Source organism: Streptomyces sp. NPDC060000, from assembly GCF_042737375.1.
Classification (GTDB): Bacteria; Actinomycetota; Actinomycetes; order Streptomycetales; family Streptomycetaceae; genus Streptomyces.
In genome coordinates, this window is record NZ_JBHWUU010000017.1 from 1 (window position 1) to 26,993 (window position 26,993).

A 26,993-nucleotide genomic window follows, 5' to 3' on the forward strand; every position below is an offset into this window, starting at 1 on the left:
CAGGGGCAGAGCCTTCTGCCCGGCCCCCCGCCGCCAGGCCCGGCTCCCCGCCCGGCTCCCCGCGGACGCGGTCTGCTCGCTTACGCCGGGTACTGGTTCACCGACGAGGACCCGTGGTCGGAGCGGTCGTCGTGCCGACGGTCGTCGTGCCGACCCTCGGCACGAGCGCCTTCGCCGGGCAAGATGGTTCCGTCCTGCAGGAACCGTCACCCTCGGGAAGAGGCTGGGGCATGACCCACGTCGAGGACGAACTGACCGACCAGCCCGCGTGCTGGACCCGTGCCGCAGCGGAAGCGCCCCGATACGCTGGGGAGTTGCCGAGAGCCGGGGAGCGGGTGGCCGTCGTCGGCTGCGGCACCTCGTTCTTCATGGCGCAGGCGGCGGCCGCCCTGCGTGAGGGCGCCGGGCTCGGCGAGACCGACGCCTTCGCCGCCTCGGAGTTCCCCCACGGCCGCTCCTACGACCGGATCGTCGCCCTGACCCGCTCCGGTACCACCACCGAGGTCCTCCATCTGCTCGGCCGTCTGCGCGGACACACCCGCACGACCGCGATCACCGCCGACCCCGACACCCCGGTCGTGAAGTCCGCCGACCACGTCGTGGTCCTGGCCTACGCCGACGAACGCTCCGTCGTGCAGACCAGGTTCGCGACCACCGCGCTCACCCTGCTCCGCGCCCACCTGGGGCTGCACACCGACGCCGTCGTCACCGACGCCCGCACCGCGCTCACCGAGCCGCTTCCCCAAGGCCTGGTGAACTGCGAGCAGTTCACCTTCCTGGGGCGCGGCTGGACCGTGGGACTGGCGAACGAGGCCGCGCTGAAGATGCGTGAGGCGTCGCTCTCCTGGACCGAGGCCTACCCCGCGATGGAGTACCGGCATGGCCCCATCAGCATCGCCACCGCCTCCACGGCGACCTGGATGTTCGGCGAGGCACCCGACGGGCTGGCCCGGCAGGTGGCGGGCACCGGTGCGAGGTGGGTGCCGGGCGACTTGGACCCCCTCGCCGAACTGGTCCGCGCCCAGCGCCTCGCCGTGGCTGTCGCCGCCGCACGAGGCCTCGATCCGGACCGGCCGCGCCACCTCACCCGCTCGGTCGTCCTCACCCCCTGAGCCCCCGAGGAGTCGGCGTGCCGCTCACCACCACCGGCGAACTGGTCACCCGGGCCCGCACGGCCCGTACCGCCGTCGCAGCCTTCAACGTCATCACGCTGGAACACGTCGAGGCCGTCATCGCCGGCGCCGAGGCCGTCGGCGCGCCCGTCGTCCTCCAGGTCAGCGAGAACGCCGTCGCGTACCGCCACGGCCGGCTGCTCCCGCTCGCCCACGCTGCCGCTGCCGCCGCCGAACGGGCCGCCGTTCCGGTCGCGCTGCACCTCGACCACGTCCGGAGCGACCTCCTGCTGCGACAGGCGGCCGAGGCGGGCTTCAGCTCGGTCATGTACGACGCCTCCCGCCTGCCGTACGACGAGAACCTTGCCGCGACCCGTACCGCAGTCGACCGGGCGCACGCCCAAGGGCTCTGGATCGAGGCCGAGTTGGGAGAGATCGGCGGCAAGGGTGCGCATACGCCCGGCGCCCGCACCGACCCGGTCGAGGCCCGCGCGTTCGTCGCGGACTCCGGCGTGGACGCCCTGGCCGTGGCCATCGGCACCGTCCACGCGATGACCACCCGCACCGCCGCCCTCGACCACGACCTGCTCGGGCGGCTCGGCGCGGACCTCGACGTGCCCCTCGTCCTGCACGGCTCCTCCGGAGTCCCGGACCGCGAGCTGACGGCCGCCGTCGCGGGCGGCATCGCCAAGGTCAACATCGGCACCGCGCTCAACCAGGCCATGACCGGCGCGATCCGCGCTTATCTGACGGCGCATCCGGACGCGGTCGATGCGCGCACCTATCTGAGCGCGGGACGGGAGGCCATGGCGCACACCGTCGAGCGGATCATCACCGGCGTGGGGCTCAGCCTCGCCTGACCGACCTCAGCACCACGAACTTCCGGTCACCGGCGACGAGTTCGGCGTTGCCGAACAGCCGCTTCAGCTTCAGGTGATAGCCGAGGTGCCGGTTGCCCACCACCCACAGCTCGCCACCCGCCCGCAGCGCGCGCCGGGCCCCGGTGAACATCCGCCAGGCCGTGCCGTCCGTCGTCGCCTGGTGGGAGTGGAACGGCGGGTTGTTCAGCACGACGTCCACACTGCCGTCCGCCACCCCCGCCAGTCCGTCGCCGACCCGGAACTCGGCTTGCCCCGGCACCCCGTTCGCCTTGTACGTGGCCTCCGCCGACGCGACCGCCTGGAACGACTCGTCCGTGAACAGCACCTCGGCCTCCGGATTGGCCAGCGCCACCGCCGTGCCGACGATCCCGTTGCCGCAGCCCAGGTCGACCACCCGGCGGGCGCCGCTGGTCCTCGGCAGGTGCTGGAGGAGGAACCGGGTGCCGATGTCGAGCCGGTCGGCGCAGAACACACCCGCGTGATTGACGACCGGGCGGCCGGAGAGGATGCCGCCGATGTCGTCGGGAAGGTCGTAGGCGTACGGCCACGGGTTGCCGGGGCGCTTCAGCGACGGGTCCGGGGTGCAGAGGATCAGCCGGGCCTTCTGCTCGGCGAGAGACGTCCGGGTCGGTCCGAGGATCCGCTCGAACAGCCTCAGCGTCGAGGTGTGGATCTCCTTCACCATGCCGGTGCCGACGACGACCGTGTCCGCGTGCACGGCGGCCGCCAGCCGCTCCAACTGGTCCTCCAGCAGCGCCAGGCTCTTGGGCACCCGGACCAGGAGCACGTCGATCCGCTCCGGCACCGGGTCCTGGGTGGTGAGCAGCCGGACGGCGCCGGTCCCGACGCCGGCCCGCGCGAGGTTCGCCCGGGTCGCCTCCTGTCCCAGCCAGGAGTCGGTGATCTGCGTCGGTCCGTGCGCCGCGAGCGCCGTGACCAGCGCGCCCCAGCGGTCGCCGAGCACCACCACCGTGCCGGTCAGCGGAACGTCCTGCTCCGCGAGGTGCCTGAGCAGGTACGCGTCGGAGGCGTCCCAGGCGCGCAGCCTCTCGCGCGGATCCTCGGGGTGGCGGGCCAGTGCGACCTCGCCCCACGGCGTCGTCATACGGTCGTTCATCGTGCTTCAAGGCTAACCGAGCCGCAGCTCAGGCCAGGTGTCGGACCCGGGTAGGAGGATGGGTTCATGGACACCGAGCTGTTTCCCCGGGAACGTGCGCAGGTCGCTCCGGGCGCGGTGCATGTGCCCGGCTGGCTGGACGAGGCCCACCAGCGCGAGCTGCTGCGGGCCTGCCGGGACTGGGCCCGTCCGCCGGCCGGCCTGCGCACGGTCCGCACGCCCGGCGGCGGCACGATGACCGCCCGCCAGGTCTGTCTGGGCTGGCACTGGTACCCGTACGCCTACGCCCGCACGGCCGACGACGCTGACGGCGCACCCGTCAAGCCCTTCCCCGCCTGGCTGGGCGAACTGGGCCGGCGCGCGGTGACCGACGCGCTGGGGCCGGCACAGGCCCGGGGAGCCGCGTACGACATCGCACTGATCAACTTCTATGACGGTGACGCCCGGATGGGCATGCACCGGGACGCCGACGAGAAGTCCGGCGCGCCCGTGGTGTCCCTGAGCCTCGGCGACACCTGTGTCTTCCGCTTCGGCAACACCGAGACCCGCACCCGCCCCTACACCGACGTGGAGCTGCGCAGCGGTGACCTCTTCGTGTTCGGGGGGCCGTCCCGGCTCGCGTACCACGGGGTGCCGCGAGTCCTGCCGGGCACGGCGCCGGCCGGACTGGGGCTGAGCGGGCGGCTGAACGTCACCCTGCGGGTCAGTGGCTTCCCGGACGCCACCTGACGAAGCGGATCATGGGAGACTCGCCCTCATGAGCGGCAAGGCGGACCCCCGGCCGGCGGGGGATGGGACCACCTCGAGGGCGCGGCTGGACCGGGGGCGGAGCGCGCTCGGGCCCGCGTTGGAGCTCGTGCACACCGGGCGGGCACCCACCCGTGCGGTGCTCACCGCCGAACTCGGAGTCACCCGCGCGACGGCGGGCGCGGTCGCGGCGGAGCTGGAGGCGCTCGGCCTGATCAGGGTCGACGCGCGGCCCGGTGCCGCCGCCGGTTCGCAGGGCCGGCCCTCGCACCGGCTCGAGGTCGCGGAGGAGGGGCCGGTCGCCCTCGCCGCGCAGGTCCACGCCGACGGGTTCCGGGCCGCGCTGGTCGGTCTCGGCGGGCGGATCGTCGCCACCACGCCCAGCTGCGAGACCGTCGACGCCGATCCCGCCAAGGTGCTCGGCGCCGCCGTCGACGCCGGCGCCGAACTGCTGAGGGAGACGGGCCGGGCCTGTGTGGGCGCCGGCCTCGCCGTACCCTCCGCGGTCACCGAACCGGAGGGCCTCGCGCTGAACCCCCTGCACCTCGCGTGGCCGGTGGGCGCGCCCGTGCGGGAGATCTTCGCCGAGCGGATCCGCGCCGCCGGCCTCACCGGCCGCGCGTTCGTGGGCAACGACGTCAACCTCGCCGCCCTCGCGGAACACCGGCACGGCGCCGGGCGCGGCGCCCGCGACCTGCTGTGCGTCGCCACCGGACACCGGGGTGTCGGCGGTGCGCTGGTGCTCGACGGCAGGCTGCACACGGGCAGTTCGGGCCTCGCCCTCGAAGTCGGCCATCTCACGGTCAACCCCGAGGGCCGCCCCTGCTACTGCGGCAGCCGTGGCTGTCTCGACGTGGAGGCGGACCCGCTCGCGCTCCTCACCGCCGCCGGCCGCGACCCCGGCCCCGAGGGCTCCCTGCTCCAGCAGGCCAACGAACTGGTCCGCGAGGAGTACGGCGACCCGGTGGTCCGGACGGCCGCCGAAGCCCTGATCGACCGGCTCGGCCTGGGCCTGGCCGGTCTGGTGAACATCCTCAACCCCGACCGCATCATCCTCGGCGGCCTGCACCGCACCCTGCTCGACGCCGACCCGGACCGTCTGCGCGCGGTCGTCGCCGACCGGAGCCTGTGGGGGCGCAGCGGCGGCGTCCCCATCCTCGCCTGCTCCCTCGACCACAACAGCCTGGTCGGCGCGGCCGAGTTGGCCTGGCAGCCGGTACTGGACGATCCGCTGGGCGCGCTGCGCCCGGTGTGAGCCGCGGGCGCCGCCCACAGCGCGGCTCCGTTCGCCGGCGGTGCTGCCCGTAGCGCAGCGCAGCAGTGCAGGCAGCGCTGCACTGCTGCCGGCCTACAGCGTGGCCCCGCCGTCGATCACCGGGTCGGCGCCGAGTCCCGAGACCGGCCCGGCGAGCTCGGGTGCCTGCGGTGTGGGCTCCCCCCGGGACAGTCGGGTGAACGGTTCGCGTCCCGTCCGCTGCTCCAGGTCTCCGCCGCGGGTGTCGCCGGCCGCCTGTCCTGGGCGGCCGAGCAGGACGGCGCGCCCGAGGAGCGGCGCGACGTGCCGCACGCCTGGCCGGTGGAGGACCTGCCCGGGGGCCGGGTCCGGATCCTGACCCAGGGGACCCGGATCGGCCTGCCCGCCGCCGTCCTGGCCCACGAGCGGCCGAACCCGATGCTCGACGGCCACCAGGCGTGGTTGGACGGCCTGGTCGGCGCCGCGTCGAAGTAGGTTGACGCCATGACAGACGAACTGACCGTGGGTGTCCTGGGGACCGGCATCATGGGCGCCGCGATGGCCCGCAACCTCGTCCGGGCCGGCCACACCGTGCGGGCCTGGAATCGCACCCGGGCCAAGGCCGAGCCGCTCACCGCCGACGGCGCACACGTCGTCGACACCCCTGCCGAGGCCGTCGAGGGTGCGGATGTCGTCCTGACCATGCTCTACGACGGCCCCGCCACCCTGGAGGCCATGCGTAGGGCCGCGCCCGCCCTGCGCGCCGGGGCGGTCTGGGTGCAGTCGACGACCGCCGGGATCGGGGCCGTCGGCGATCTGGCGGCCTTCGCCCGCGCACACGACCTCGTCTTCTTCGACGCGCCCGTGCTGGGCACCCGGCAGCCCGCCGAGGCCGGCGGGCTGACCGTGCTGGCGGCGGGACCGAGCGAGCACCGCGACGCGGTGGCGCCCGTGTTCGACGCCGTGGGCGCACGCACGGTGTGGACGGGCGAGGACGGCGGCGAGGGCAGTGCGACCCGCTTGAAGCTGGTGGCCAACAGCTGGGTGATCGCGGCCACCGCCGCGGCCGGCGAGGTCCTCGCCCTGTCGCAGTCCCTGGACGTCGACCCGGAGGCGTTCTTCGCGCTGATCGCGGGTGGCCCGCTCGACATGGGATACCTGAAGGCGAAGACCGGCCTGATCCTCGAGGGCCGGCTCTCGCCGGCGCAGTTCGCGGTGGCGACCGCCGCGAAGGACGCGCGTCTGATCGTCGAGGCCGGCCGTGAGCACGGCGTCCGGCTGGACGTGGCGGTGGCGAGCGCCGAGCGGCTGGAGCGGGCGGCCGCTCAGGGCCACGGTGACGAGGACATGGCCGCCGCCTACTTCGCCAGCTTCGACAAGAACGACTGAAGGCGACCGAACCGCGAGGAGACCCTGTGTCCAGGCCACCGCTTCCGCCCGAGGCCGTCGAACTGCTGAGCCGCCCCAAACCCCTGTGTGAGGGCGACCCCGCGTTCCGACGGAGCGTCCGTCTCCACCCCCACCCGGTACGTCTGGGCGGACGGCCGGGTCCTGATCAGCCTGGACGAGAGCGGGTCCGCCTCCGGCCCCCGCACCGCGACCCGCGCCTGACCCTCACCGTCCTCGACGCCGACGACTGGTACACGCACGTCACCCTCGTCGGACGGGTGGCCGAACTGCGCGAGGACGACGGCCTGGCCGACATCGACCGCATCTCCACCCACTGCACGGGCAAGCCGTACCCCGACCGGGTGCGCTCCCGTGTCAGCGCCTGGACCGAGATCGACCGCCGACACGGGTGGGGCGCCTCGAAGGACAGCGGCCAGGCGTCCACCCGACCGTCCGCGCGGCCGCGCCGTCACACCACCGGCACGGCCGCCACTGGCACCGCCGCCGGGCCGTCGTTCAGCGCCAGTCGACGCCGAAGGCCCGCCCCGGGTTCTCCGTGAGGATCCGCGCCACGAGCTCCTCACCCACGGCGAGGGCCAGCCGCGGCCGGACCCGGCGCAGCAGATACGGCATCCCGGGGCCGCCGTCGACGGAACGGGCCGCGGCCGTCGTGGTGTCACCGCCCAGCAGCAGCCGGTCGCCGAAGCCGGCGTCGGCGAGGGCCCGTACGGCGTCCGGCATCCGCCAGTCGGTGGGATGGTTGGCGCGTGACGGGCCGTCGAAGGCCATCAGGCAGCCCGCCTCGGCGGCCAGGCGGTGCACCGCCGCGTCGGGGGAGCGGTTGAGGTGTCCCAGGATCACCCGGTGCGGGGGTACGCCCAGCTCCCCGCACAGCAGGTCGATCACGTCGAGCGCGCCGGTGCCCAGCTCCAGGTGGACGGCGATCGGGGCGTCGGTCGCGTGATGCGCCTCGGCCGCGGCGGTCATGGTCCAGCGGGCGTGCGCGTCGAGGGCGTGGAACCCGCCGGCGACCTTGACGAACCCGGCGCGGACCCCCGACGTCCCGATGCCCTCGGTCAGTTCGGCCACGAAGACCTCGGCGAGCCGGTGCCGCAGACCGCCGAGCGCCGCCCCGTCGTAGTGCACGTCCTGGTGCAGCCCCGTCGCGGCCACCACGTGCACCCCGGACTCCCGGGACAGCGGCGGCAGGTCCGCCGCGCGCCGCCCGAGCCCGTACGGCGTCCACTGCACGACGGCGTCACCTCCCTGCGCGCGGAACGCGTCGAGCTCGGCACGCGCCGCGGAGCGGCTGTCCAGTTCCTGGCCGGGCATCCTCGGAGTGCCGAAGAACAGGTGGTCGTGCGCGTTGCACACCCCGAGCCGCTCGGCCGGAATGTCCCCGAGCACCGTCCGTACGGCCCTCACCACTGCCGGCCCCCGGGCAGGGCGCTCCGCCCCGGCGCCGACAGGTGCAGCACCTGGAAGAGGTCACCGTCGGCCTTCGGCGTGTCGTGTTCCCAGAGCGAGAAGTGCACGCTCTCCCAGCGGCTGGTGTCCACCGCCGCCGCGGCCAACACCGCCCCGTCCTCCCGCGCCAGCCGCCCGGCCTCGTCCACCGCCTCCCGCACCGCCTCGGAGAGCACCGCCCCGTCCGGCACCGGCCGGCGCCGCCGTACGGCGAACAGGGCCGGGGAACCGGCGGCGACGCCCTCCTCGTGGGCCAGGCCGGTCCACTGACGGACCGTCGGACGCCCGAAGTCGTCGCTGAGCCCCTGGAAGCCGCCGCCCCAGAGGAAGGTGTTCATGCCCTCCACGGTGTTCCAGAGGTAGAACGGCGCGTACTGGTTGACCGGTGAACCGTGCACTCCGCGTTCGCGCACCAGATACGCCTTGAGGCCGAGACCCTCCCAGTCGTCCAGCAGACGCCCGACCCGGGACACGCGCGCGTGGATGACGCCCATGTCGTAGTCGGCGGGCAGCGTGAGCTCGTACTGCATGGCGTGCATCAGGCCTCCTGGTCGGCCGAACGGGGGGCGAGCAGCGACAGCAGTCCGCGGACGGCCGCGTCGAAGGCGGCCGGCGAACCGGACGCGCGGGCCAGGACGTATCCGCCCTGGACGGTCGCGACGACGGTGGCGGCGATCGCCTCACCGTCAAGCCCGGGACCGAACTCGCCCTGCTCCTTGCCCTCTTCGACGAGGTACGCGATCCGCTCCCGGATCAGGTCGATCGTCTCGTCGACGGGTGCGCGCAGCTCGTCACTGGCGATCACGTCCGGGTCCATGGTCAGCCGCCCGACGGGACAGCCGCGCAACACGTCCCGCTCGCGCGTGAGGTACGCCCTGATGCGCTCGTACGGCGTGCCCGGCCCGTCGAGTACTCCCTCGGCGGTGGCGCGCAGCTCGTCGGCCGTCCGCCGGATCGCCGCCAGCGCGAGGTCGGGCTTGCCCTTGAAGTGGTGGTACATGCTGCCCTGCCCGGCACCGGCGCGCTCCAGGATCGCCTTGGGGCTGGTCCCCACGTAACCGCGCTCCCAGAGCAGCTCCCGGGTGGACTCGATCAGTCGCTCCGAAGTGCTCATGACCTGACTGTACATACCAGTAGTTACAGAAGTCGAGCCGCAGAAGTCGATCCTCGGGGAGCAGTCGGGACGCGCGCGCGTACTCCCGGCGAGGTAGGCACACCGCCGCTGCCTGTACGACGACCCGGACCCCTGTCCGGCGGGACTCTCGAGGCATCACACGCACCCACCGAGGAGATGACCCGAGATGAACACCCTGGCGAACTGGGACGGTGGCGGACCCGGCCCGTGGATCCTGTTCTTCCCGCTGATCTGGGCGGTCGTGGTGATCGGCGTCGTCACGCTCCTGCGCCGCACCGTAGGGCGGGGCCGCCGCGGCCCCTGGAGCGCGGTCGGCGATCCCCGGCCCACCGGCGACTCCCCCCTCGCCGTCCTCGGCCGTCGTTTCGCCTCCGGCGAGATCGACGAGGACGAGTACTGGCGCCGGCTGTCCGTCCTGGACGAGCAGTTCGGCCGCGTGGGCAAGGGCGGTACGGCATGAGCACCGCGACCGCCACCACGGCCGCGCGAACGCCGCGCGGGTCGTCGACGCCGTGGACGTGTACGGCGTCGGCGACACCGCCGTACGGGCCCCCTGGACGGGGTGAGCTGGCCTTCCCGGCCGGGCGCTTCACCGCGATCACGGGCCCGTCCGGCTCCGGCGCCTCCACCCGCGTTCCGCACGGCGGGCGGCCCGGTCCGCGGCGCGTTCCCCGGCTGAGTGCCGGTACGGGCCTCCGACGGGGCGAGTGACAGCGCCTTCGCCTTCGAGCGGACGACTTCGGTGCCGAACTCACGCCGGGGCGTTCTCCTCGGCGAGCCGCCCACACCGCGCCGGTGCGGCCCGCGCGGCTCGCCGTGGTGGCCACGGCGTCGCCGTCGGAGCCCTCGCCGGCCGGCGCCCGCCCGGCGCGCGGCCCGTCTCGACGTGCTGCGGGCCGTCGCCGCCGGGTGAGGTGACGCCCGAGGGACGGGTACCCGGGTGACGTACGCCCGAATGGCGTACCTCCCGGGTACAGGTCACCGTGGCGCAGGGCGACGCGCACCCGGAGGTGACGTCACCGCCCGGTCAGCCGACGACGGCCGACCGGGCGGGGGCATGTGCGGGCCGCAGATCGTCGACGGAGACGACCTCCGTGAACCGGGGCGCGGCCTGCTCCCGGGGCGTACGACGCGGCGGACGCGCCGACAGCTCGCGCACGGCCACGGGCGCAGGCAGCGTGAACCACACGACCTTGCCCGCCTCGCCGTCCGGCCTGGCGCCCCAGCTCTCGCTCACCGCGGCCACCATGGCAAGCCCACGCCCACAGGTGGCGAGAGCCTCGTCGTCGAGGGGCCCCAGGACCGGCAGACGAGGGTCGTGGTCGCGTACGGAGACGGTGAGCCGGTCGAGCAGCAACTCCATCTTCACGACGCACGTCTTGTCGGGCTGCGCGTGCAGGTGGACGTTGGTCAGCAGCTCGGTCACACCGAGCGCGGCCCGGTCTATGAGCGGATCCATATGCCAGTAACGCAACTGCGCCGATACGATTCTGCGGACCTGGCCGATCCGCGACGGCAGGGCCTGAAGCTCGACCGTGCAGTGCCTGCTTGGGTTGGTGATCACGGCTGCGACTCCCCGACTTAGGTCCGGAAGAACACGGAGTTCGGATCGAGCAGGGCAACTGCGCAAGGCGGCCGCCTGCTGTCGTGGCCGGCGGGGCTGGTTCGCAGCGTTATCGCCGGTAAACCCAGAGTGACGTGAGACCAGAGTGGCGCAGCGGCCGCGGTGCCGCAACTCGCAGTGGGCCGACCGTCGTAAGGGCCCGCGTCAGCGCCGGCTAGCCGCCGCGCCCCGCCGCCCTGCGTACGGCCTCGATGAAGCGGCGCGCCGCTGGTGGTCCGGGTTGGCCGGGCGCCGGGTCGTGCTCGCCGAGCGTCAGCAGATACCGGTTGCCGTTGAGGTCGGCCAGTGCCCGGTCCTCCGGCGCGAACCAGGGCCTCGAGGCACGGACCGCCTGCACGGGCGCGCTGTCGATCTCGCTGCCGTAGCTGGTCAGCAACTCCAGCCTGCCGTCGCTGATCCGGACCTGGCCGGCTCGGGTGAGCGAACGCAGCCGCTTGCCGATGCGCACGCCCGTAGCCGTGAACTCCGGCTCCGCCATGCCTCCCCGCCCCCTTGTGTACCTGGGCGGGCCGATCCGTGCACCCGCGTGGGTCGTCGTGATCGAGCCCGCGTCGTGATCGAACCTGTCCTCGATCCAGTGTGCGCCCCCGTCCGGGACACGCGTCCGGACCGGCGCCATCACCCCGCCCGGACCTTCGCCCGACCCGGTGCAGTCTGCCCGCGCCCGGCGTCGAGCACCAGTGCGTACGCCGTCTCGGCGACACCCGTCCGGAGCATTCACGGGAATGCGCCCCCAGGTGCCCGCAATCGCCCCCCAGGCCCGCCTTTGGGGCTCTCAAAGGTGTGTTTATGCAGGTGAGAAGCGTGTGGATGGTGTTTATGATCGGTGCGTCGGCCGCGCGGACCACCGTCGGCGCACAGCTGAAGGAGCCCCCGCCGTGACCACCCCCGAGCACCCCAGGACGGGCGCCACCCTCGACGTCGACCGCACCGACACCGCCTACCGCGACTGGCTGAAAGAAGCCGTCCGCAAGGTCCAGGCGGACGCCAACCGCTCGGCCGACACGCATCTGCTGCGCTTCCCCCTCCCGGAGAAGTGGGGCATCGACCTGTACTTGAAGGACGAGTCGACCCACCCCACCGGCAGCCTCAAGCACCGGCTCGCCCGCTCCCTCTTCCTCTACGGCCTGTGCAATGGCTGGATCCGGCCGGGCCGCCCGGTGATCGAGGCGTCCAGCGGCTCGACGGCCGTGTCCGAGGCGTACTTCGCCAAACTGATCGGCGTGCCCTTCATCGCGGTCATGCCGCGCACGACGAGCGCCGAGAAGATCCGCCTGATCGAGTTCCACGGCGGCCGGTGCCACTTCGTCGGCGACCCCCGCACGATGTACGAGGAGTCGGCACGCCTCGCGGCGGACAGCGGCGGCCACTACATGGACCAGTTCACCTACGCCGAACGGGCCACGGACTGGCGCGGCAACAACAACATCGCCGAATCCATCTTCCGGCAACTGGAGTGGGAACGGTTCCCGGAGCCGGCCTGGATCGTGGCCACGGCCGGCACCGGCGGCACCTCCGCGACGCTAGCCCGCTACGTGCACTACACGCAGCGCAACACCCGTATCTGCGTCGCCGACCCGGAGAACTCGTGCTTCTTCGAGGGCTGGACCACCGGCGATCCGGACGTCACCTGCGACTGCGGCTCACGCATCGAGGGCATCGGCCGCCCGCGCATGGAGCCCAGCTTCGTGCCCGGCGCCGTCGACCGGATGATGAAGGTCCCGGACGCGGCCAGCATCGCCGCCGTACGGGCTCTGGAACGGGTTATCGGCCGCAAGGCGGGCGGCTCGACGGGCACCGGACTGTGGAGCGCGCTGAAGATCGTCGCCGAGATGGTGGCCGACGGGCAGCGGGGCAGCGTGGTCACCCTGCTGTGCGACCCGGGCGACCGCTACCTCGACAAGTACTACTCCGACGCCTGGCTCGCCGAGCAGGGCCTCGACATCACCGCATACGCGGCCGCGATCGAGTCGCTGCTGGCCACGGGCGTGTGGCAGGCCTGACCCGCGAGTTCATCGAGGCGCCGGGCCATGGCCCTCAGGGGACGAGCCGGCGGTCCAGCCGTGTCACCGCGCCCCGGAACGACCGCCCCAGACCGGCCCGGGCCGGTCGCAGGACCGCCCGGAACACCCCGTTCCCGTCGGCGGCGAACGTCCACTGCACCCGTGTCCCCGTCCCGGCCGGCGACAGGCGCCACTCCTCGACCAGTGCCCGGGCGCCCGGCGCGTTGGTGACGTCCACGCGGTAGGCGTACACCCGCGGCCCCTCCGCCGCCAGCACCGTCTCCCGGAAACGGCCGCCGCCCCAGAGCCGTACGTCGCGCCCCGCGCCGTCGTCCAGGGGCCGCACCGAGGTCACCGCGGGGAACCACTCCGCCCAGCCGGACACGTCCTCGGCGAGCGCGTGGAAGACACGCTCGGGCGACGCGGACATCTCCTGGGCGAAGACCAGCCGTACAGGAGCCGTCCCGACGAAGCCGAGCCCTTCGGGGCGCAACCGGTGAGCCATACGCGCGACCTCCTCATGGCGAGGAAACGGGTGCGCCACCCTAGCCGCAGTCGCCTCAGATGTCTGTACCCTCACCGGGCTCGCCCGCGACCACCAGCCGCCGCAGCTGCCCGGCGATCTCCTCGCGCGCCGCCTCAGGCAGCCCCGCGTCCGTCACCAGCGTGTCGACCTGTTCCAGCGCCGCGAACGAACTGAGGCCCACCACACCCCACTTGGTGTGGTCCGCGACCACCACGACCCGGCGCGCCGACTGCACCAGGCGCCGGTTGGTCTCGGCCTCCGCGAGGTTCGGCGTCGACAGACCGGCCTCGGCCGATATCCCGTGCACACCGAGGAACAGCATGTCGAAGTGGAGTGTCGCGATGGCCTGGTCCGCGACCGGGCCCACCAGCGAGTCGGACGGCGTGCGTACCCCGCCGGTCAGCACGACCGTGGCCGCGCCCTGCCGGGGGCCCGAGGTGCGCTGCGCCATGTGGAAGACGTCGGCCACCCGCACCGAGTTGGTCACCACGGTCAGATCCGGCACGTCCAGCAGATGATGCGCCAGCGCGAACGTCGTCGTACCGCCCGACAGCGCGATCGCGCTGCCCGGGGTGACGAGCTCCGCCGCCGCCTTCGCGATGTCCTCCTTGGCGGTCAGCTCCAGGCCCGACTTCGCCTCGAAGCCGGGCTCGTGGGTGCTCGCCTCCACGACCGGCACCGCGCCGCCGTGCACCTTCTCCAGGACACCCTGACGCGCCAGCGCGTCGAGGTCGCGGCGCACCGTCATGTCCGACACGCCGAGCTTGCGGGTCAGCTCGTTGACACGGACGCCGCCACGGCGGCGTACCTCGTCCAGGATCAGGGCGCGGCGCTGCTCCGCGAGGAGGTTCTGATTCTCACTCACGTACGCTCCGGTCCTTTCCCTCGACCCGTCCGACAGGCCCGCTCACCTGCTCCGACGAGGACATTCTCGCCGATCCCGGTGCGGGGGCGTCCCATCCTCGCACGGCTCGCTCACACGAGGTCCACCACCCCGACGCGTCCATGCCACCCAGGCGTCGCACCGGCGTTCGTCGCACAGCCCTGGAGGTTCCGTGACGGGAGGTGTATCAAGCCTGTGGAGTGGCGATCCTTATGTCCGCATGACACATGTCGAAGGCGTGTCACGGGGGAAGTGCGAACAGTGGAACGTGTCTCTGCGGACAGAACGGCCCTGGAACTCCTGGTCCACGGCGTGGGTGGCGCCAGGCCCGAGAAGATGCTGAACGATCCGCGCACGGTGCGGATCGCCGGCGACGACACGGCGGCCCTGTTCCGGCGCGCCGACGACGTCACCGCGGACACCGGCCCCGCCGACGACCGAGGCCGCGACGCCCCGGTACCCGAGGCCTACGTGTGGTCCAACCTCACGTCCGGCAACGGCACCCGTGCCCTGTGGCTCCTGCTGCTGCCGTTCATGGTCGTCAACCTCGCCCACTGGATGCGCCCCGCCGCGCGGGAAGGCCTTCGCGCGGTGCGGTTGTACGGGCTGCTGGTGCGGCTCGCGGCGCTCAGCCTGACGGTGCTGCTCGTCGCCGCGGCCTGCGAGGTCGCCGTCGACCTGACCGCCTGGCAGTGCGCGGGCACGACCGCGTGCGCCGCGCGTCACTCCTGGCTGGGTTTCCTCTCACCCGCGGTCTCGGACGGCGGCTGGTGGAGCCTGCCCGGCCGCCGGCTCGCGCTGGCCGCCCTGGTCCCGACCGCGCTCACCGGTCTCCTCTGGTACCTGTCCCACCGCACCTGGCGGGCCTACGAGTCCCAGGAACCCCTGGACCGCATGCCCGAACCCGAGGACGGCCCCGGTCACACCGCGCTCGGCCGGCCCGGCTTCTGGTACGGGCGCCGGCTGGTGGCCCGACTGCGCGCGGCCCACACGGCGGCGGGCCTGCTGACGGTGGCGGCGGCGGTCGGTACGGCGGCCGTACGCCAGGACCGCCGACCCGGCGGCCCTCCCGTCCTCGACGTGTTCGGCCGGCTGCTGGAGGCGTCGCTGGTGGCGGGCGCGCTGGCCACGCTGTGGGTGGTGTGCCGCCGGGGCCGCAGCGAGCACCGCCTCGACCGCCGCCTCGACGCGCACCTCGTCCACCGTCTGCCCCTGGCCGCCTTCGCCCTGCTCGCCCTCACCCTGGTGTACGCCGGGTGGGAGCGCCCCGGCTGGCACTCCGGGGGACGACTCCCCGGCGACGCGGTCTTCGGCGGTCTCGCCCTCGCACAGGGCGCCCTGGTGGTCGCCCTCGCCGTCGTCGCCCGGGCCCTGCACCACTGTCCGCGGGAGGTATCCGCGCCGGGGGACCCGGACGGGATGGCTGCCGTCCGGCACTTCCCGCAGGAGCGCTGCGCCCTGCGCGGGCTCGGGGGCCCCGCGGTCGCGATGCTGGCCTGCGCGCTCGGCGGAGTGATGTCCGGCGGGGTGTCGCAGCGCGTGTCGGACTGGCTGGACGGCACCGGGACCTACCTCGACGGACCGCCCGTGCTGCTGACCTGGCAGGCGTCCGTGATTCCCGTGCTGATCGTCGTCCTGCTGGTGCTGTGCGGACTGCTCGCCCGGCGGACCCTGCTGCTGACCCGGGCCGAGCAGGACGCCGTGGCCGGGGAGTACGAGGTGCGGCACGGCGACCCGGCCCGCACCCGTCGTATCGCCCGCGCCCGCGCGATGGCCACGCTCACCGACCGCGGCCCGCTCCTGGTGGCCGTCACCTCCACCGCGACCCTGCTGCTGGGGGCCGGCGCGCTCGTCGGCGCCTTCAGCACCGGGAAGACCCCGGCGCGGGCCGGGGACGGCGCCCAGCCCTTCGTGCAGGGTGCCGCCCAGACCGCTCAGGCGCTGGGCTCCTGGCTCATCGGGCTGGGCTTCGTCCTCTTCGTCACCTGGGGCCGACGTGCCTACAAGGACGCCTCGGCGCGGCGCACGATCGGCATCCTCTGGGACGTCGGCACCTTCTGGCCGCGCGCCGCGCACCCCTTCGCCCCACCCTGCTACGCGGAGCGCGCGGTCCCCGACCTGACCTGGCGCATGGCCAGTTGGACGCGCGCCACGGGCGGACGTCTGGTGATCTCCGGTCACTCCCAGGGCAGCGTCCTCGCGGCCGCCGCGGCCTGGCAACTGAAACCCTCCGACCGCAAGCGGGTCGCCCTGCTCACCTACGGCTCCCCGATCGAGCGGCTCTACGGCCGCTGGTTCCCGGCCCACTTCGGCCCGGCCGCGCTCGCCGCCCTGCACGAGGACATCGCCTGCTGGCGGAACCTGTACCGGCTCACCGACCCCATCGGCGGTCCGGTCCGGCTGTCCGGCGACGACTGCGGCCCCCGGGTGGACCGCGAGCCTCTCGCGGACCCGCTGGCGTACGGGCGCGACGAGGCGCACCCGCTGCCCACGCCGATCCTGGGCCACTCCGACTACCAGGCCGACCCGGCGTTCGCGGAGGAACGCGAGAAGCTGCTGGGGCGGCTGCGGCCGGAGGTGCCCCAGCAGCGCACCTGAGCTGATCAGGGCAGCTCGGGCAGGTCCTCCGCGTACACCAGCGTCAACTCGTCCGTGCTCGGCTCCGCCACCTGGGCGACCCGGCTCGCGTGCCGCTCGACCATCGCCTCGAACGTCTGGCGCGCGGTACGTCCGTTGCCGAAGGCGGGCCCCTTGGGGAGCTCCGTGAAGTACTTCAGCAGGGCGTCCGCGGTGCCGGGGCCGAGCCGGTACTCGTGCTCCTCTGCCTGCTGCTCCACGATCCGCAGCAGCTCGTCGGGGCCGTAGTCGCCGAAGGTGATGGTCCGTGAGAAGCGGGACGCCACACCGGGGTTGACCGAGAGGAAGCGCTCCATCTCCGCCGTGTAGCCCGCCACGATCACGACCACCGAGTCCCGGTGGTCCTCCATCAGCTTCACCAGGGTGTCGATGGCCTCCTTACCGAAGTCCCGGCCCGCGTCCTCCGGCGACAGCGCGTACGCCTCGTCGATGAACAGCACACCGCCGTGAGCCCGTTGGAAGGCCTCCTGGGTACGGATCGCCGTCGAGCCGATGTGCTCACCGACCAGGTCGACGCGGGACACCTCGACGAGATGCCCCTTCTCCAGGACGTCCAGAGCGGCGAGGATCTCGCCGTAGAGGCGGGCGACCGTCGTCTTGCCGGTGCCGGGGGAGCCGGTGAAGACCAGATGGCGCTTGACCGACGCCGCCTTGAGTCCCGCCCGCTGACGGCGCCGGCCCACCTCGATCATGTCGATGAGGGCCCGCACCTCCCGCTTGACGCTCTCCAGGCCCACCAGCGTGTCCAGTTCGCCGAGAACGTCCGTCGAGGCCCGCGCCGATGTCTCCGGCTCGACGGCGGTCCCCTGCGGCTCCGGGGCGGTGACCCGCTGCTCGGGAACCATGCCCAGCAGCCCGGGCGACTGTGCGGTCGCCTGCACGGCCGTCTCCGGCGCCGCCGCGGCCCCCGGGGTCCGCACGCCCGCGCTCTCGTCGCTGGTGCAGTCCTCGACCACGGGACCGGTGCCCGACCCCGCGTCCGCCCCGGCGTCGGCGAACTCGTAACCACCGCGCGCGCAGCGCTCCGTACGGCACTTCCGCAGCGTCGTACGGCTGCCGTCTATGACGTGGAAGCCGTAGCCGCCGCTGTTCGTCACCCGGCAGTTCAGGAAGCTGCCGCGGCCGCCGGCCGACACATAGAACCCGGCCTCGGCGGGGGAGTCGACGGTGCAGCGCTCGACGGTGGGATCGGCGCCCTTGGTGACGATCACCCCGGTCTGGGTGCTGTCGACGGTGCAGTTGTTGAGGGTGCCGCCGCTGCCGTGGTCGCGGAACCACGCGCCGGTCGCCGCGTCCCGGATCCGGCAGTCGTCGAGCTGGGCGGTCGCCCCGTCGCTCACCGACACGGCCGTGTTGCGCACCTGGGACAGGTCGCTGTCCACGACGTCCGCACGGGAGCCGCGGTCGAGGACGAACAGGGCGTCGGGTACGTCGTGCACCCGGCAGGAGTCGAGGACCGCCGTGGCGCCGTCGCTGACCCAGACGGCCGGGTAGTCGCCGGTGCTGTCGAAGATCTCGCACTGGTTGGCGTCCACGCGGGTGCCCGGATCCCACACCGACAGTCCGTTACGGCCGAACTGACGCACCGTCGTGCGGGTCAGCGTCAGGACGGAGCGGGAGCGCAGGTCGACCGCGTTCTCCGGGATGTCGTGGATACGGCAGTCGGCAAGGGTCAGCACGGCGTCCGTGTCGAGGGTGACGCCGTCGGAGGTCGTGCGGTGCACATCGCAGTCGGTGAGGTGCGCGGTGGCCCGGGCGGTGATCTGGACGCCGCTGCCCCTGACCTCGTAGACCTCGCAACCCACCGCTTCCAGGGAGGAGCCGTCGCCGGTCGCGCTCAGGCCCGCGCCCGACGTGTGGTGGACACGGCAGCGCTCCAGCCGGGGGTGGGCGCCGCCGCGCACCGAGACGCCGGCCTGCCCCGCCGCGACGACCTCGCACTCCTCGAAGACACCACCGCCGCCGTCGACCACGGCGATGCCGATGCCCGCCGGGTTGTCGACGGTGCACCGCCGGACCGTCGGACGGGCACTGCCGCGCACCTCGATGCCCGCCGCGGACCGCGTGACGATCCGGAGGTCCAGCAGCTCCGGTGTGCCCTCCTCGACGAGCACCGCGGGCGCGGCCGCGTCCTGGCCCTCCACGTGCAGGTCCTGCACCACCGCCGAGGCACGTACGGTCAACGGCACCCCGTCCAGGGGCGCGAGACGCACGGAACCCGGGGAACCCTCGGGGCCGCGCAGCGTCACCGACCGCTCCACGACCAGGTTCTCCCGGTAGGTTCCGGGAGCGATGGTGAGGACGTCACCCTCGGCCGCGGCCTCCAGGGCGGCGGCGAGCGACGCGTACTCACCCGTGCGGCGCCGCCACCTCGATGTGCCGGTGTGCGTCACCTGGACCGTGCCCTGTGCCATGGCGTTGATGTGCCCCCACCTCGTGATACGCGGGTTGATGCCGAATGGTTCGGCCGGACCACCGTAGCGTGCGCGCGGGTGGTGGGTTGACCAGAGACGGAAGGCCGTCAGCTGCCGGTGCCGGTGCGGCCCCAGTCCGGGCCCACCCGGTCCCAGGCCTGGTCCCAACGGGCGTAGCGGCGGCGGACCATGCGCCAGACGATGAGCCGCCGGCCGCCCTCGCAGGTGCCTGCGGTGAGCAGGGCCGCGCCGAAGCCGGCGAGCACGGCGTGCGTCGTCGCCGTGGCGGAGTCCAGCGGGCGGGCTACCAGCGCGCCGTGCCCGTCCGTCCATATCTCGAAGTGGTCGCCGCTGTGCGGGGTCTTGAGGCCCGCGAGAACCGTGCCGTGCTGTGCCGTGCCGTCCGGTGCCTTCCAGTCCGCGACGACCCGGGTGCGGGCCTCGCGGCCGGTGGCCGTCTCCGGGTCCACCTCCAGCGGCGAACCATGCGCCCTACGCACCACGGTGGCGGTGACCTCGTGGCGGGACTGCCGCTGCTCGCGGACCGACTGCTGCAGGACGTCCTGTACGACGGCGCCGACGAGGGAGCCCACCACGGGCGCGACGAGGAGGATCAGCAGCAGGGCCGACAACGTCACCCACGCCTCGACCAGATCCGTCGTACGGCGCAGTGGGTTGTGTCGCCAGCGCCAGATTCCGCCGATCGCTCGCACCGCCCGCACCCCCTTCCCGCTCCGTGATAACTCCCGTTGGAGCCGTTCACGCGCCAGTCCGGGGAAAGAGAGAGCGAAATCACCAGGGCCCGGGACCTCTCATGAACTTCTCTCGCCATCCCAACGCCGCGAGGCCGTGCGGGGGTTCCCGCGGATCGCCCGGTCCGGTGACCGAGGCCGGAACTACGAGATGACGTGCACCGGATCGCCGACTCTGATCGTGCCGCGACGAAGCGGGACCAGGTTCTGTCCGAAGACGAGCCGGCCGCCCAGGCGCCGGTGCCGGCCCAGGGTGTACAGGGGTTCCCTGCCGCGAGCGGCGGTGCCCTGGTCGGTGGTGGTCACGACGCACCGGCCGCACGGCTTGGCGACCCGGAACTCGACCTCGCCGACCGTGAGCCGCGACCAGCCGTCCTCGGCCCACGGGTCGGTGCCCGCCAGGACCAGGTTCGGCCGGAAACGGTTCATCGGCAGCGGTCCCTCACCGGCGTGCCGGTCCTGGGCGATCAGCGAGTTGAGGGCGTCGAGGGAAGCGGTCGTGGTCGCCAGCAGCGGATATCCGTCGGCGAAGGTGACGGTCTCGCCGGGCCGCGCGTACTGCGGGTCGACGGGCCGACGCGTCGCGGGGTCGTCCATGTGCACCAGCCGCACGTCGGCGCCGACATGGGCGGTGCACCAGGCGTGCGCGGCGTCGCCGGCGAGGACCCCCTCCACCTTGTCGCGGAAGATCTCCAGCGACACCGTGCCCGCCGGCTCGGGCACCGGCACGGTCAGCGGCTCGAGACCGGGCGCGGACAGCCGTACACCGCCGCCGGGCTGAAGCTCGGCGGCGGCCAGCGCGAGACGCGGCCGCTGCCGTTGCGTGACGACCTTTCCCCCGTCGTCGATCAGCGCCCAGCGCCGGTCACCAGCCAGCCCCCAGGGCTCCACGACGGCCTCCAGGGGCGACTGGCCCCGGAACGCCTTGACCGGATGGACGTGAATCGACAGCAGCTCCCCTTGGCCCATGGGGTCATCCTGCCAGGTGGCACCGACAACCCGGTCGGCTCAGTAGCCGCGGTACTGCTGGTTGTACGGGTCCTGGTACTGCGGCGCGGCGGGCCGGGGAGCGGCCGGGCGCATCGCGTCGTAGCCCGTGCCGGGACCCGCCGGACGCGGCTGCTGCTGCGCCTGGGGCCCGGGGTAGCCGCGCGGCGCGGCGGGCTGCGACGGGATGTACGCCGCAGGGGCCTGCTGCAACGGCGCGGGCTGCTGCGCCTGCGGGTAGCCGTAGGACATCTGCGAGGGGCCCGCCGGGAGGGCGGGCAGTGCCGACGGCAGCGCGGGCAGGTTGCTGCTGCCCATGTCGTACGCGGCGGGGACCCGGATCGGGGCGATCTGCGGGGTGCCCCGCTCGGCCACGAGCGAGTCGTAGATCGGTGTGTCCGGGAAGGAGGCGTAGTAGCCGCCGCCGTAGGTGGAGCGGGGGGAGGTCATGGTGCATAAGTTAAGCCCACGATGTGCTGGTTGGGGAGACCGATAAGAGGGTTGATTTCCGTGTCCGCAGTGGCTTCGGCCCCCCAATGTGAGCGAACGTGGGAAAAAGGGACGGCGAACACCCGTCGGATCCTGTAAAGGCCGAGTTCCAAGCGGGTTACCAGCGGTTGGGGCAGAGCTGTTCCCGCGCTCCCGATGGGCGTTCTCCGCCCCGCGCAATAGGTTGGCCGGACAGGCAAGCCGAGGGTGCCGAGGCGTGCGGCCCGGTGCACTGACACGCGATGGGGGCGTACATGTCAATGTCGAAGGGGTCCAATGCTCCGGTGCCGACCACGGCACTGCGGGTCGAACTGGGCTGGCGCTCGGGACCCGGCGTTCCGGACACGGACGCGTCGGCACTGCTGCTGGTGGGCGGAAAGGTCCGCTCCGACGCGGACTTCGTCTTCTACAACCAGCCGGCCCACTCCTCCGGAGCCGTCCGCCACGAGGGCAAGCGCGACGCGGGGGGCCGGGTGACCGACAGCCTCCTCGTCGACCTCGCGCGCGTGGAGCCCGCGATCGAGACCGTCGTCCTCGTGGCCTCGGCGGACGGCGGGTCGTTCGGCCAGGTGCCCGGCCTCTACATCGAGGTACGCGACGCCGCGCAGGGCACCGTCGTGGCGCGTTTCGACAGCGCCGGCGCGACGGTGGAGACGGCCTTCGTACTGGGGGAGTTCTACCGCAGACAGGGCGCCTGGAAGTTCCGGGCCGTCGGACAGGGCTACGGCACCGGCCTCGAGGGTCTGGCCACCGACTTCGGCATCGCCGTGGACGAGCCGCAGCGAGCGGCCGCCCCGGCTCCGGCGGCCCCGCAGTCTTCCCCGCCCCCGCCGCCGACCGTGCCCGCCTTTCCGGCCGCGGTGCCCCCGCCCGTCCACCAGGCCCCGCCGCCTCCGCCCGTCGCGCCGGTCCGGCTGACCAAGGTGACGCTCACCAAGGCGGCCCCGTCGGTGTCCCTGAGCAAGCAGGGCGGCACCTCGGGCGCCCTGCGCGTCAACCTCAACTGGGAGATGCGCAAGCAGTTCTCGGGGTGGGGCGGCAAGCGCGGGCGCGCGGTCGCCATGCACAACGACCTCGACCTCGACCTGTGCGCCCTGTTCGAGCTCGCCGACGGCCGCAAGGGCGTGGTCCAGGCCCTCGGCAACGCCTTCGGCGCCCTGCACCAGCCGCCGTACATCCACCTCGACGGCGACGACCGCACCGGCGCCGCGACGAGCGGTGAGAACCTGACGGTCAACCTCGACCACAAGAACGACTTCCGGCGCATCCTCGTCTTCGTGACCATCTACGAGGGCGCCCGTTCCTTCGCCGACCTGCACGCCACGGTCACGCTGCAACCCCAGTACGGCGCACCGATCGACTTCTCCCTGGACGAGTGCACGGTCCCCTCGACGGTGGCGGCGCTCGCGCTGATCACCAACAACGGCGGCGACCTCGTCGTCCAGCGCGAGGCCCGCTACCTGGTGCCCCAGCGCGGGGTCAGCCCGCAGCGGACCGTCGACCAGGTCTACGGGTGGGGCATGAACTGGACGCCGGGCCGCAAGTAGCGAGCCTCTCAGCAGGGGCCCCGCGCGCCGGAGGCCCCTGCACCGGGGCTCAGCCCTCGTCGGGGACGGCGTCCGGACGGGTATAGGTGCGGCCCTTCCAAGCGGCACCGCGCCCCCTGTAGTGCTGGACCGCGGAGTCGACCGTCATCAGCAGATAGAGGAACGCGGTGAACGGCAGCAGGGGAGCGAGCCACAGCGGCTGACGGTGGTAGCGCAGCATCGGGACGTACGTCCCGGCCATCACCAGCCACGCCAGACCGCCGCACACCGCGGTCGTCGTGGCGCCGACGGCGAGCCCGCCGACCAGGGTGAGCGGCGGGACCAGGTACACGAGCGCGAGGCCGAGCACCGTGCCGGTCAGCAGCAGCGGACTGTGCCGCAGCTGCGCGTAGGCGCTGCGCGAGACCATCCGCCACAGGTCGTGCAGCCCCGGGTACGGGCGCACGCTGACCACGTGGTCGGCCAGCCCCAGCCAGATGTGGCCGCCCGCGCCCCGCACCGCCCGCGCGAGTGCCACGTCGTCGATGACGGCGTGCCGGATGGCGTCCGGGATCCGCGCACGCTCGGCCGCTTCGGTGCGCAGCAGGACACAGCCGCCCGCCGCTGCCGCCGTCCGCGCCCCGCGCCGGCCGATCCGGCGGAAGGGATAGAGCTGCGCGAAGAAGTAGACGAAGGCCGGCACCACCAGCCGCTCCCACCGGCTCTCCACCCGCAGCCGCGCCATCAGGGAGACGACGTCGAACCCCCCGGTGCGCGCCGCCGCCACCAGCTCCCGCAGACTGCCGGGCCCGTGCGCGATGTCGGCGTCCGTGAGGAGGAGGTACTCGGGCTCACGCGCGCGTGCCAGGCCGATGCCATGGCGCACCGCCCACAGCTTCCCGGTCCACCCCGCGGGAGGTTCGCCCGGTGAGTCCACCGTCAGCGGGAGCCCGCCGTGCCGCCGGGCGAGCGCGCGCGCCAGTTCTCCCGTGCCGTCGGAGCTGCCGTCGTCGACGAGGAAGATCTCCGCCCGGCCCGGGTAGTCCTGCGTGAGCAGGGAGGGCAGGCTCGCGGCCAGCACCGCCGCCTCGTCGCGCGCGGGGACGACCACGCAGACGGACGGCCACTCCCGCGGCTCCTGACGGACCGGCAGTCTGACGTCCGTGCGCCAGAAGAAGCCCTGACAGAGCAGCAGCCACAGCCAGGCGGCCAGGGACACGGCGGCGATCCACGCGATGGCGCTCACGCGCGCAGTCTCCCCCACGCCGCCGGGCCGCAGGGGCACATCGTCTATGGTGGCCGGGTGAAGATCGCGCTCATGGACTCCGGAATCGGCCTGCTGGCGGCCACCGCCGCGGTATGGCGCCTGCGGCCCGACGCCGATCTCGTGCTCTCTCTCGACCCCGACGGCATGCCCTGGGGGCCGCGCACCCCGCAGGACCTCACCGCGCGTGCCGTCGCCGTCGCCGAGGCCGCCGCGGCGCACCGGCCCGAGGCCCTCATCGTCGGCTGCAACACGGCGACCGTGCACGCCCTGCCCGCGCTGCGGTCCCTCCTCGAACCCGGCATCCCGGTGATCGGCACCGTCCCGGCGATCAAGCCGGCCGCGGCCGGCGGCGGCCCCGTCGCGATCTGGGCCACGCCCGCCACCACCGGCAGTCCCTATCAGCGCAACCTCATCCAGGACTTCGCCGGTGACGTCCCGGTGACGGAGGTGCCCTGCTGGGGTCTGGCGGAGGCGGTGGAGCACGCGGACGAGGCGGCGATCGACGCCGCGGTCACCGCGGCCGCCGCTCTCACGCCCGAGGAGGTGACGACCGTCGTCCTGGGCTGCACCCATTACGAACTGGTCGCCGACCGCATCCGTGCCGCCGTGCAGCGCCCCGGGCGGCCGCCGCTCGTCCTGCACGGCTCGGCGGGCGCCGTGGCCGCGCAGGCACTGCGCCGCATCGGCGCGCGGCCGGCACCCGAGGCGCCGGCCCTCGGCACCGTGACGGTCCTCCTCAGCGGACGTCCGGGTGGGCTCCCGGCGCCCGCCCTGGCCTACGCCGAAGGCCGGCTGCTCCAGGTCGTCAGCCCGGCCCAGTAGCGCCCAGTGGGCGAGGCGACTTCCCGGGCCGGACCTCGGACCGCCCACCGCCCGGGCGGAGCAGTCACCGTGCGCAACGCGCTACCGGCACAGCGAAACCTGAGTAACCTCATGAATATGAGGGACCACCCCCACGACGAGAGCACCCCGCTTCCGGACGTCCCGCATCGCGACGCCCCGCATCCCGAGGTCTGGACCGGGCGCGCCACCAACCGGGTCCAGTGGCTGCTGGCACTCGTCGGCGCCGCCTGTCTGGCGCTCGGCATCGAGCTCGCCGTCGAATCCGCGTGGACGTCCGGCATCGCCCCGCTCGCCATGTCCGTCGTCGGCTGTATCGCCGCGGGGCTGCTCGTTCTCTTCGGCACCCTCGCCTTCGTCCACGTGGACCTCAAGCTCGACAGGGAGTCGCTCGAAGTGCGCTGCGGCCACATCGGGCTGCCGCGCCGGCGCATTCCGCTGACCCATGTGGCCGGGGCCGACTTCGAACCGCTCGTCACTCCGCGCCACTGGGGCGGCTGGGGCTACCGCTGGCGTCCGGACAAGGGCACGGCCGTCGTGGTCCGCCGCGGGGAGGGCGTGGTGCTGCGGCTCTGGGACGGTCACACGTTCACGATCACCGTGGACGACGCGGAGTCGGCGGTCCGCGTCATCAAGGACCGGCTGCGGACGGGCACCACGGGCACCGCGCCCTGATCCCCGCACCGGTCGCGCGCCGGGTCAGACGGCCGGGCGGTCGCCGTGGCGCAGGTCCCGGGCGGACCGCGACCGCGCTTCGGGCGCCGTGGGCTCGTCGGCGAGCGGCCGGGCCGTGGCCAGGCCGGCCAGCAGCCCCGCGCCCACCGACACCGTCGTGAAGCTCAGCGCGTTGCCGATCGCGGCGACGGCGGCCAGAGCCGTCAGCGCGGCACCCGCGGTGAGGACGACCGGCGTGGGGCGCGGCGCACGCCACAGGGCGAGCAGCACCCAGCAGAAGACCGCGGCGAGCAGCAGCACACCGACGACACCCTGCTCCGCGGCCAGTTGAAGCGGCGCCGAGTGCGGCCTGCCGTCGGACGGCGTGGACCGGGCCGGCGCACTGCTCAGCTCTCCGAAGCGCCCGGGCCCCACTCCGAGACCGGCCTCCCGGTGGGCCAGGCCCAGGGCGTCGCGCCAGAGGTCGACCCGGTGCGGTGTCAGCCGGTCCGTCAGTGAGCCGGTGAGGCCGCCGGGCAGGGCGTTCCCGGCGACCGCCCAGACCAGACCCGTCACCAGGGCTGCGGCCACGGCCGACGCGGCGAGGCCCGGCCCCCGGTGGGGCATCCGGCCGGCGGCCAGGGAGCACAGCAGCACCGCGCCGCACGTCACCACCGCCGTGCTGGAGCCCAGCAGGGCCCCGGTGACCGTGACGCCCGCGGCGAGCAGCCGCAGCCCGAACCGCAGCACGGGCACGGGCGTCGCCCAGGCGGCGCAGCAGGCGGCACCGGCCGACAGGGTCAGCACCGCGGCGGTGGCACCGGCGTGGCCCAGCGGCGCGACGATCTCGGGTCCCGGGTCGAGCCGGGGCCGGGTCACCGGCAGAGTGAGCCCCGCCAGCGCCGCGGCGCAGGGCGCGGCGACCGGCAGCAGCGCCCCGAGAATCCGCCCCGCCGCATAGCCGGCGGCCAGCGCCAGCACCGCGAGCAGGACACCCTCGGGGCGTCCGTCGTGCACGGCGGCGGTGACCAGGGACCAGATCGCACAGGCCCCGAGCACGACCATGCCCGCCGCGTCAGAAACGTTTCGTCTTTCCCCGTCCGCGTCGGCCGCGGACGTCATCCCCGTGGAACCCACCCGTCCCCCCGAAACCGGTCGCCCCCGACCGTGACGGCCCTGAACCGTGACGGACCCCGGTCACCCGCACGACCGGAACTCTGGCACACCGTAACGGCTGATGGGCGATTTGTGGATGAGTCGCGTCGGCCCGGACGGCCCCCGCAGGCCGCTCCACGGACTGCGCTGTCGG

Annotated in this window: 27 protein-coding genes and 1 pseudogene; 13 read left to right on the top strand and 15 right to left on the bottom strand. The window is 73.6% G+C overall.

The window, feature by feature from the left end:
* Positions 1-230: 230 nt before the first annotated feature.
* Entirely contained in the window at positions 231-1,112 is an 882-nt protein-coding gene (locus ACFWBB_RS11665; RefSeq protein ID WP_385269654.1) for an SIS domain-containing protein, read from the top strand.
* Positions 1,113-1,129: 17 nt separating this feature from the next.
* Positions 1,130-1,972, top strand: coding sequence for a ketose-bisphosphate aldolase (locus ACFWBB_RS11670; RefSeq protein WP_385269656.1), 843 nt, complete (start codon positions 1,130-1,132; stop codon positions 1,970-1,972).
* Here ACFWBB_RS11670 and ACFWBB_RS11675 read toward each other — a convergent pair.
* Complete coding sequence (locus ACFWBB_RS11675) at positions 1,959-3,098, bottom strand: methyltransferase (RefSeq protein WP_385269818.1); 1,140 nt, start codon at positions 3,096-3,098, stop codon at positions 1,959-1,961. The genes ACFWBB_RS11670 and ACFWBB_RS11675 overlap by 14 nt on opposite strands.
* A gap of 78 nt (positions 3,099-3,176) precedes the next feature.
* Between ACFWBB_RS11675 and ACFWBB_RS11680 the strand changes: the two genes are divergently transcribed.
* Together ACFWBB_RS11680 and ACFWBB_RS11685 are read left to right on the top strand one after the other, a co-directional pair.
* The gene (locus ACFWBB_RS11680) at positions 3,177-3,839 is read left to right on the top strand and encodes an alpha-ketoglutarate-dependent dioxygenase AlkB family protein (protein ID WP_385269658.1); all 663 of its coding nucleotides are present in this window, start codon (positions 3,177-3,179) and stop codon (positions 3,837-3,839) included.
* 28 nt (positions 3,840-3,867) lie between these two features.
* Complete coding sequence (locus tag ACFWBB_RS11685; protein ID WP_385269660.1) at positions 3,868-5,112, top strand: ROK family protein; 1,245 nt, start codon at positions 3,868-3,870, stop codon at positions 5,110-5,112.
* A 93-nt stretch (positions 5,113-5,205) separates the two neighbouring features.
* Here ACFWBB_RS11685 and ACFWBB_RS11690 read toward each other — a convergent pair whose 3' ends face one another.
* The gene (locus ACFWBB_RS11690) at positions 5,206-5,424 is read right to left on the bottom strand and encodes a hypothetical protein (protein WP_385269662.1); all 219 of its coding nucleotides are present in this window, start codon (positions 5,422-5,424) and stop codon (positions 5,206-5,208) included.
* On the opposite strand from ACFWBB_RS11690, the gene ACFWBB_RS11695 reads away from it, so the two are divergent.
* The 3 genes and pseudogenes from ACFWBB_RS11695 to ACFWBB_RS11705 all read left to right on the top strand — a co-directional run.
* Positions 5,416-5,586, top strand: coding sequence for a hypothetical protein (locus ACFWBB_RS11695; RefSeq protein ID WP_385269664.1), 171 nt, complete (start codon positions 5,416-5,418; stop codon positions 5,584-5,586). The two genes, ACFWBB_RS11690 and ACFWBB_RS11695, sit on opposite strands and share 9 nt — an antisense overlap.
* Positions 5,587-5,595: 9 nt before the next feature.
* Positions 5,596-6,480 (top strand): NAD(P)-dependent oxidoreductase, encoded by an 885-nt coding sequence (locus ACFWBB_RS11700; RefSeq protein ID WP_385269666.1) that lies wholly within the window; start codon positions 5,596-5,598, stop codon positions 6,478-6,480.
* Between the two features lie 26 nt (positions 6,481-6,506).
* A pseudogene (locus tag ACFWBB_RS11705) lies at positions 6,507-6,926 on the top strand (pyridoxamine 5'-phosphate oxidase family protein); the annotation flags it as partial.
* A 70-nt stretch (positions 6,927-6,996) separates the two neighbouring features.
* Here ACFWBB_RS11705 and ACFWBB_RS11710 read toward each other — a convergent pair.
* From ACFWBB_RS11710 to ACFWBB_RS11720, 3 genes are read right to left on the bottom strand one after another with little or no spacing between them, the layout of a single operon-like run.
* Positions 6,997-7,905 (bottom strand): phosphotriesterase, encoded by a 909-nt coding sequence (locus ACFWBB_RS11710; protein WP_385269668.1) that lies wholly within the window; start codon positions 7,903-7,905, stop codon positions 6,997-6,999.
* Positions 7,902-8,486 carry a DUF4865 family protein gene (locus ACFWBB_RS11715; RefSeq protein ID WP_385269670.1) on the bottom strand — a complete coding sequence of 195 codons (585 nt, stop codon included), beginning with the start codon at positions 8,484-8,486 and terminating at the stop codon, positions 7,902-7,904. The genes ACFWBB_RS11710 and ACFWBB_RS11715 overlap by 4 nt, the downstream gene beginning before the upstream one ends.
* Positions 8,486-9,061 (bottom strand): TetR/AcrR family transcriptional regulator, encoded by a 576-nt coding sequence (locus ACFWBB_RS11720; RefSeq protein ID WP_385269672.1) that lies wholly within the window; start codon positions 9,059-9,061, stop codon positions 8,486-8,488. Before ACFWBB_RS11720 ends, ACFWBB_RS11715 begins: the two co-directional genes overlap by 1 nt.
* Positions 9,062-9,248: 187 nt before the next feature.
* Here ACFWBB_RS11720 and ACFWBB_RS11725 point away from each other — a divergent pair, with 187 nt between their 5' ends.
* On the top strand, positions 9,249-9,542 hold the full coding sequence (locus ACFWBB_RS11725; protein WP_385269674.1) for an SHOCT domain-containing protein: 294 nt from the start codon (positions 9,249-9,251) through the stop codon (positions 9,540-9,542).
* A gap of 567 nt (positions 9,543-10,109) precedes the next feature.
* Here ACFWBB_RS11725 and ACFWBB_RS11730 read toward each other — a convergent pair.
* The gene (locus ACFWBB_RS11730) at positions 10,110-10,646 is read right to left on the bottom strand and encodes an ATP-binding protein (RefSeq protein ID WP_385269676.1); all 537 of its coding nucleotides are present in this window, start codon (positions 10,644-10,646) and stop codon (positions 10,110-10,112) included.
* Between the two features lie 214 nt (positions 10,647-10,860).
* A complete protein-coding gene (locus tag ACFWBB_RS11735) occupies positions 10,861-11,184 on the bottom strand; it encodes a hypothetical protein (protein ID WP_385269678.1) in 324 nt (107 codons plus the stop codon).
* Between the two features lie 400 nt (positions 11,185-11,584).
* Here ACFWBB_RS11735 and ACFWBB_RS11740 point away from each other — a divergent pair, with 400 nt between their 5' ends.
* On the top strand, positions 11,585-12,709 hold the full coding sequence (locus tag ACFWBB_RS11740) for a PLP-dependent cysteine synthase family protein (RefSeq protein ID WP_385269680.1): 1,125 nt from the start codon (positions 11,585-11,587) through the stop codon (positions 12,707-12,709).
* Positions 12,710-12,743: 34 nt separating this feature from the next.
* Here the strand turns inward: ACFWBB_RS11740 and ACFWBB_RS11745 are convergent, their stop codons facing one another.
* Complete coding sequence (locus ACFWBB_RS11745) at positions 12,744-13,214, bottom strand: SRPBCC family protein (RefSeq protein ID WP_385269682.1); 471 nt, start codon at positions 13,212-13,214, stop codon at positions 12,744-12,746.
* Positions 13,215-13,269: 55 nt separating this feature from the next.
* Positions 13,270-14,100 carry a DeoR/GlpR family DNA-binding transcription regulator gene (locus tag ACFWBB_RS11750; RefSeq protein WP_385269684.1) on the bottom strand — a complete coding sequence of 277 codons (831 nt, stop codon included), beginning with the start codon at positions 14,098-14,100 and terminating at the stop codon, positions 13,270-13,272.
* 279 nt (positions 14,101-14,379) lie between these two features.
* On the opposite strand from ACFWBB_RS11750, the gene ACFWBB_RS11755 reads away from it, so the two are divergent.
* Entirely contained in the window at positions 14,380-16,716 is a 2,337-nt protein-coding gene (locus tag ACFWBB_RS11755) for a hypothetical protein (protein ID WP_385269686.1), read from the top strand.
* A gap of 5 nt (positions 16,717-16,721) precedes the next feature.
* On the opposite strand, the gene ACFWBB_RS11760 is transcribed toward ACFWBB_RS11755, so the two are convergent.
* The 4 genes from ACFWBB_RS11760 to ACFWBB_RS11775 all read right to left on the bottom strand — a co-directional run bounded on the left by ACFWBB_RS11760 (position 16,722) and on the right by ACFWBB_RS11775 (position 21,358).
* Positions 16,722-19,169 carry a right-handed parallel beta-helix repeat-containing protein gene (locus tag ACFWBB_RS11760; RefSeq protein WP_385269688.1) on the bottom strand — a complete coding sequence of 816 codons (2,448 nt, stop codon included), beginning with the start codon at positions 19,167-19,169 and terminating at the stop codon, positions 16,722-16,724.
* 107 nt (positions 19,170-19,276) lie between these two features.
* Positions 19,277-19,882, bottom strand: coding sequence for a hypothetical protein (locus tag ACFWBB_RS11765; RefSeq protein WP_385269690.1), 606 nt, complete (start codon positions 19,880-19,882; stop codon positions 19,277-19,279).
* Positions 19,883-20,065: 183 nt separating this feature from the next.
* Entirely contained in the window at positions 20,066-20,890 is an 825-nt protein-coding gene (locus ACFWBB_RS11770) for an MOSC domain-containing protein (RefSeq protein ID WP_385269692.1), read from the bottom strand.
* 39 nt (positions 20,891-20,929) lie between these two features.
* Complete coding sequence (locus tag ACFWBB_RS11775) at positions 20,930-21,358, bottom strand: DUF6643 family protein (protein WP_385269694.1); 429 nt, start codon at positions 21,356-21,358, stop codon at positions 20,930-20,932.
* Positions 21,359-21,639: 281 nt separating this feature from the next.
* Here ACFWBB_RS11775 and ACFWBB_RS11780 point away from each other — a divergent pair, with 281 nt between their 5' ends.
* Entirely contained in the window at positions 21,640-22,944 is a 1,305-nt protein-coding gene (locus tag ACFWBB_RS11780; protein ID WP_385269696.1) for a TerD family protein, read from the top strand.
* 49 nt (positions 22,945-22,993) lie between these two features.
* Here ACFWBB_RS11780 and ACFWBB_RS11785 read toward each other — a convergent pair whose 3' ends face one another.
* Positions 22,994-24,169 carry a glycosyltransferase gene (locus ACFWBB_RS11785; RefSeq protein ID WP_385269698.1) on the bottom strand — a complete coding sequence of 392 codons (1,176 nt, stop codon included), beginning with the start codon at positions 24,167-24,169 and terminating at the stop codon, positions 22,994-22,996.
* Positions 24,170-24,226: 57 nt separating this feature from the next.
* Here ACFWBB_RS11785 and ACFWBB_RS11790 point away from each other — a divergent pair, with 57 nt between their 5' ends.
* Both ACFWBB_RS11790 and ACFWBB_RS11795 read left to right on the top strand, forming a co-directional pair.
* A complete protein-coding gene (locus ACFWBB_RS11790) occupies positions 24,227-25,012 on the top strand; it encodes a glutamate racemase (protein ID WP_385269700.1) in 786 nt (261 codons plus the stop codon).
* A gap of 117 nt (positions 25,013-25,129) precedes the next feature.
* On the top strand, positions 25,130-25,705 hold the full coding sequence (locus ACFWBB_RS11795) for a hypothetical protein (protein ID WP_385269702.1): 576 nt from the start codon (positions 25,130-25,132) through the stop codon (positions 25,703-25,705).
* A gap of 24 nt (positions 25,706-25,729) precedes the next feature.
* Here the strand turns inward: ACFWBB_RS11795 and ACFWBB_RS11800 are convergent, their stop codons facing one another.
* Positions 25,730-26,749, bottom strand: coding sequence for an O-antigen ligase family protein (locus ACFWBB_RS11800; protein WP_385269704.1), 1,020 nt, complete (start codon positions 26,747-26,749; stop codon positions 25,730-25,732).
* Positions 26,750-26,993: the final 244 nt, after the last annotated feature.

Coding starts and splice junctions, on each gene's coding strand:
- ACFWBB_RS11665 (WP_385269654.1), top strand. CDS start 231: ATGACCCACGTCGAGGACGAACTGACCGACCAGCCCGCGTGCTGGACC.
- ACFWBB_RS11675 (WP_385269818.1), bottom strand. CDS start 3,098: ATGACGACGCCGTGGGGCGAGGTCGCACTGGCCCGCCACCCCGAGGAT.
- ACFWBB_RS11680 (WP_385269658.1), top strand. CDS start 3,177: ATGGACACCGAGCTGTTTCCCCGGGAACGTGCGCAGGTCGCTCCGGGC.
- ACFWBB_RS11685 (WP_385269660.1), top strand. CDS start 3,868: ATGAGCGGCAAGGCGGACCCCCGGCCGGCGGGGGATGGGACCACCTCG.
- ACFWBB_RS11700 (WP_385269666.1), top strand. CDS start 5,596: ATGACAGACGAACTGACCGTGGGTGTCCTGGGGACCGGCATCATGGGC.
- ACFWBB_RS11715 (WP_385269670.1), bottom strand. CDS start 8,486: ATGCACGCCATGCAGTACGAGCTCACGCTGCCCGCCGACTACGACATG.
- ACFWBB_RS11720 (WP_385269672.1), bottom strand. CDS start 9,061: ATGAGCACTTCGGAGCGACTGATCGAGTCCACCCGGGAGCTGCTCTGG.
- ACFWBB_RS11725 (WP_385269674.1), top strand. CDS start 9,249: ATGAACACCCTGGCGAACTGGGACGGTGGCGGACCCGGCCCGTGGATC.
- ACFWBB_RS11735 (WP_385269678.1), bottom strand. CDS start 11,184: ATGGCGGAGCCGGAGTTCACGGCTACGGGCGTGCGCATCGGCAAGCGG.
- ACFWBB_RS11745 (WP_385269682.1), bottom strand. CDS start 13,214: ATGGCTCACCGGTTGCGCCCCGAAGGGCTCGGCTTCGTCGGGACGGCT.
- ACFWBB_RS11760 (WP_385269688.1), bottom strand. CDS start 19,169: ATGGCACAGGGCACGGTCCAGGTGACGCACACCGGCACATCGAGGTGG.
- ACFWBB_RS11770 (WP_385269692.1), bottom strand. CDS start 20,890: ATGGGCCAAGGGGAGCTGCTGTCGATTCACGTCCATCCGGTCAAGGCG.
- ACFWBB_RS11775 (WP_385269694.1), bottom strand. CDS start 21,358: ATGACCTCCCCCCGCTCCACCTACGGCGGCGGCTACTACGCCTCCTTC.
- ACFWBB_RS11780 (WP_385269696.1), top strand. CDS start 21,640: ATGGGGGCGTACATGTCAATGTCGAAGGGGTCCAATGCTCCGGTGCCG.
- ACFWBB_RS11795 (WP_385269702.1), top strand. CDS start 25,130: ATGAGGGACCACCCCCACGACGAGAGCACCCCGCTTCCGGACGTCCCG.
- ACFWBB_RS11800 (WP_385269704.1), bottom strand. CDS start 26,749: ATGGTCGTGCTCGGGGCCTGTGCGATCTGGTCCCTGGTCACCGCCGCC.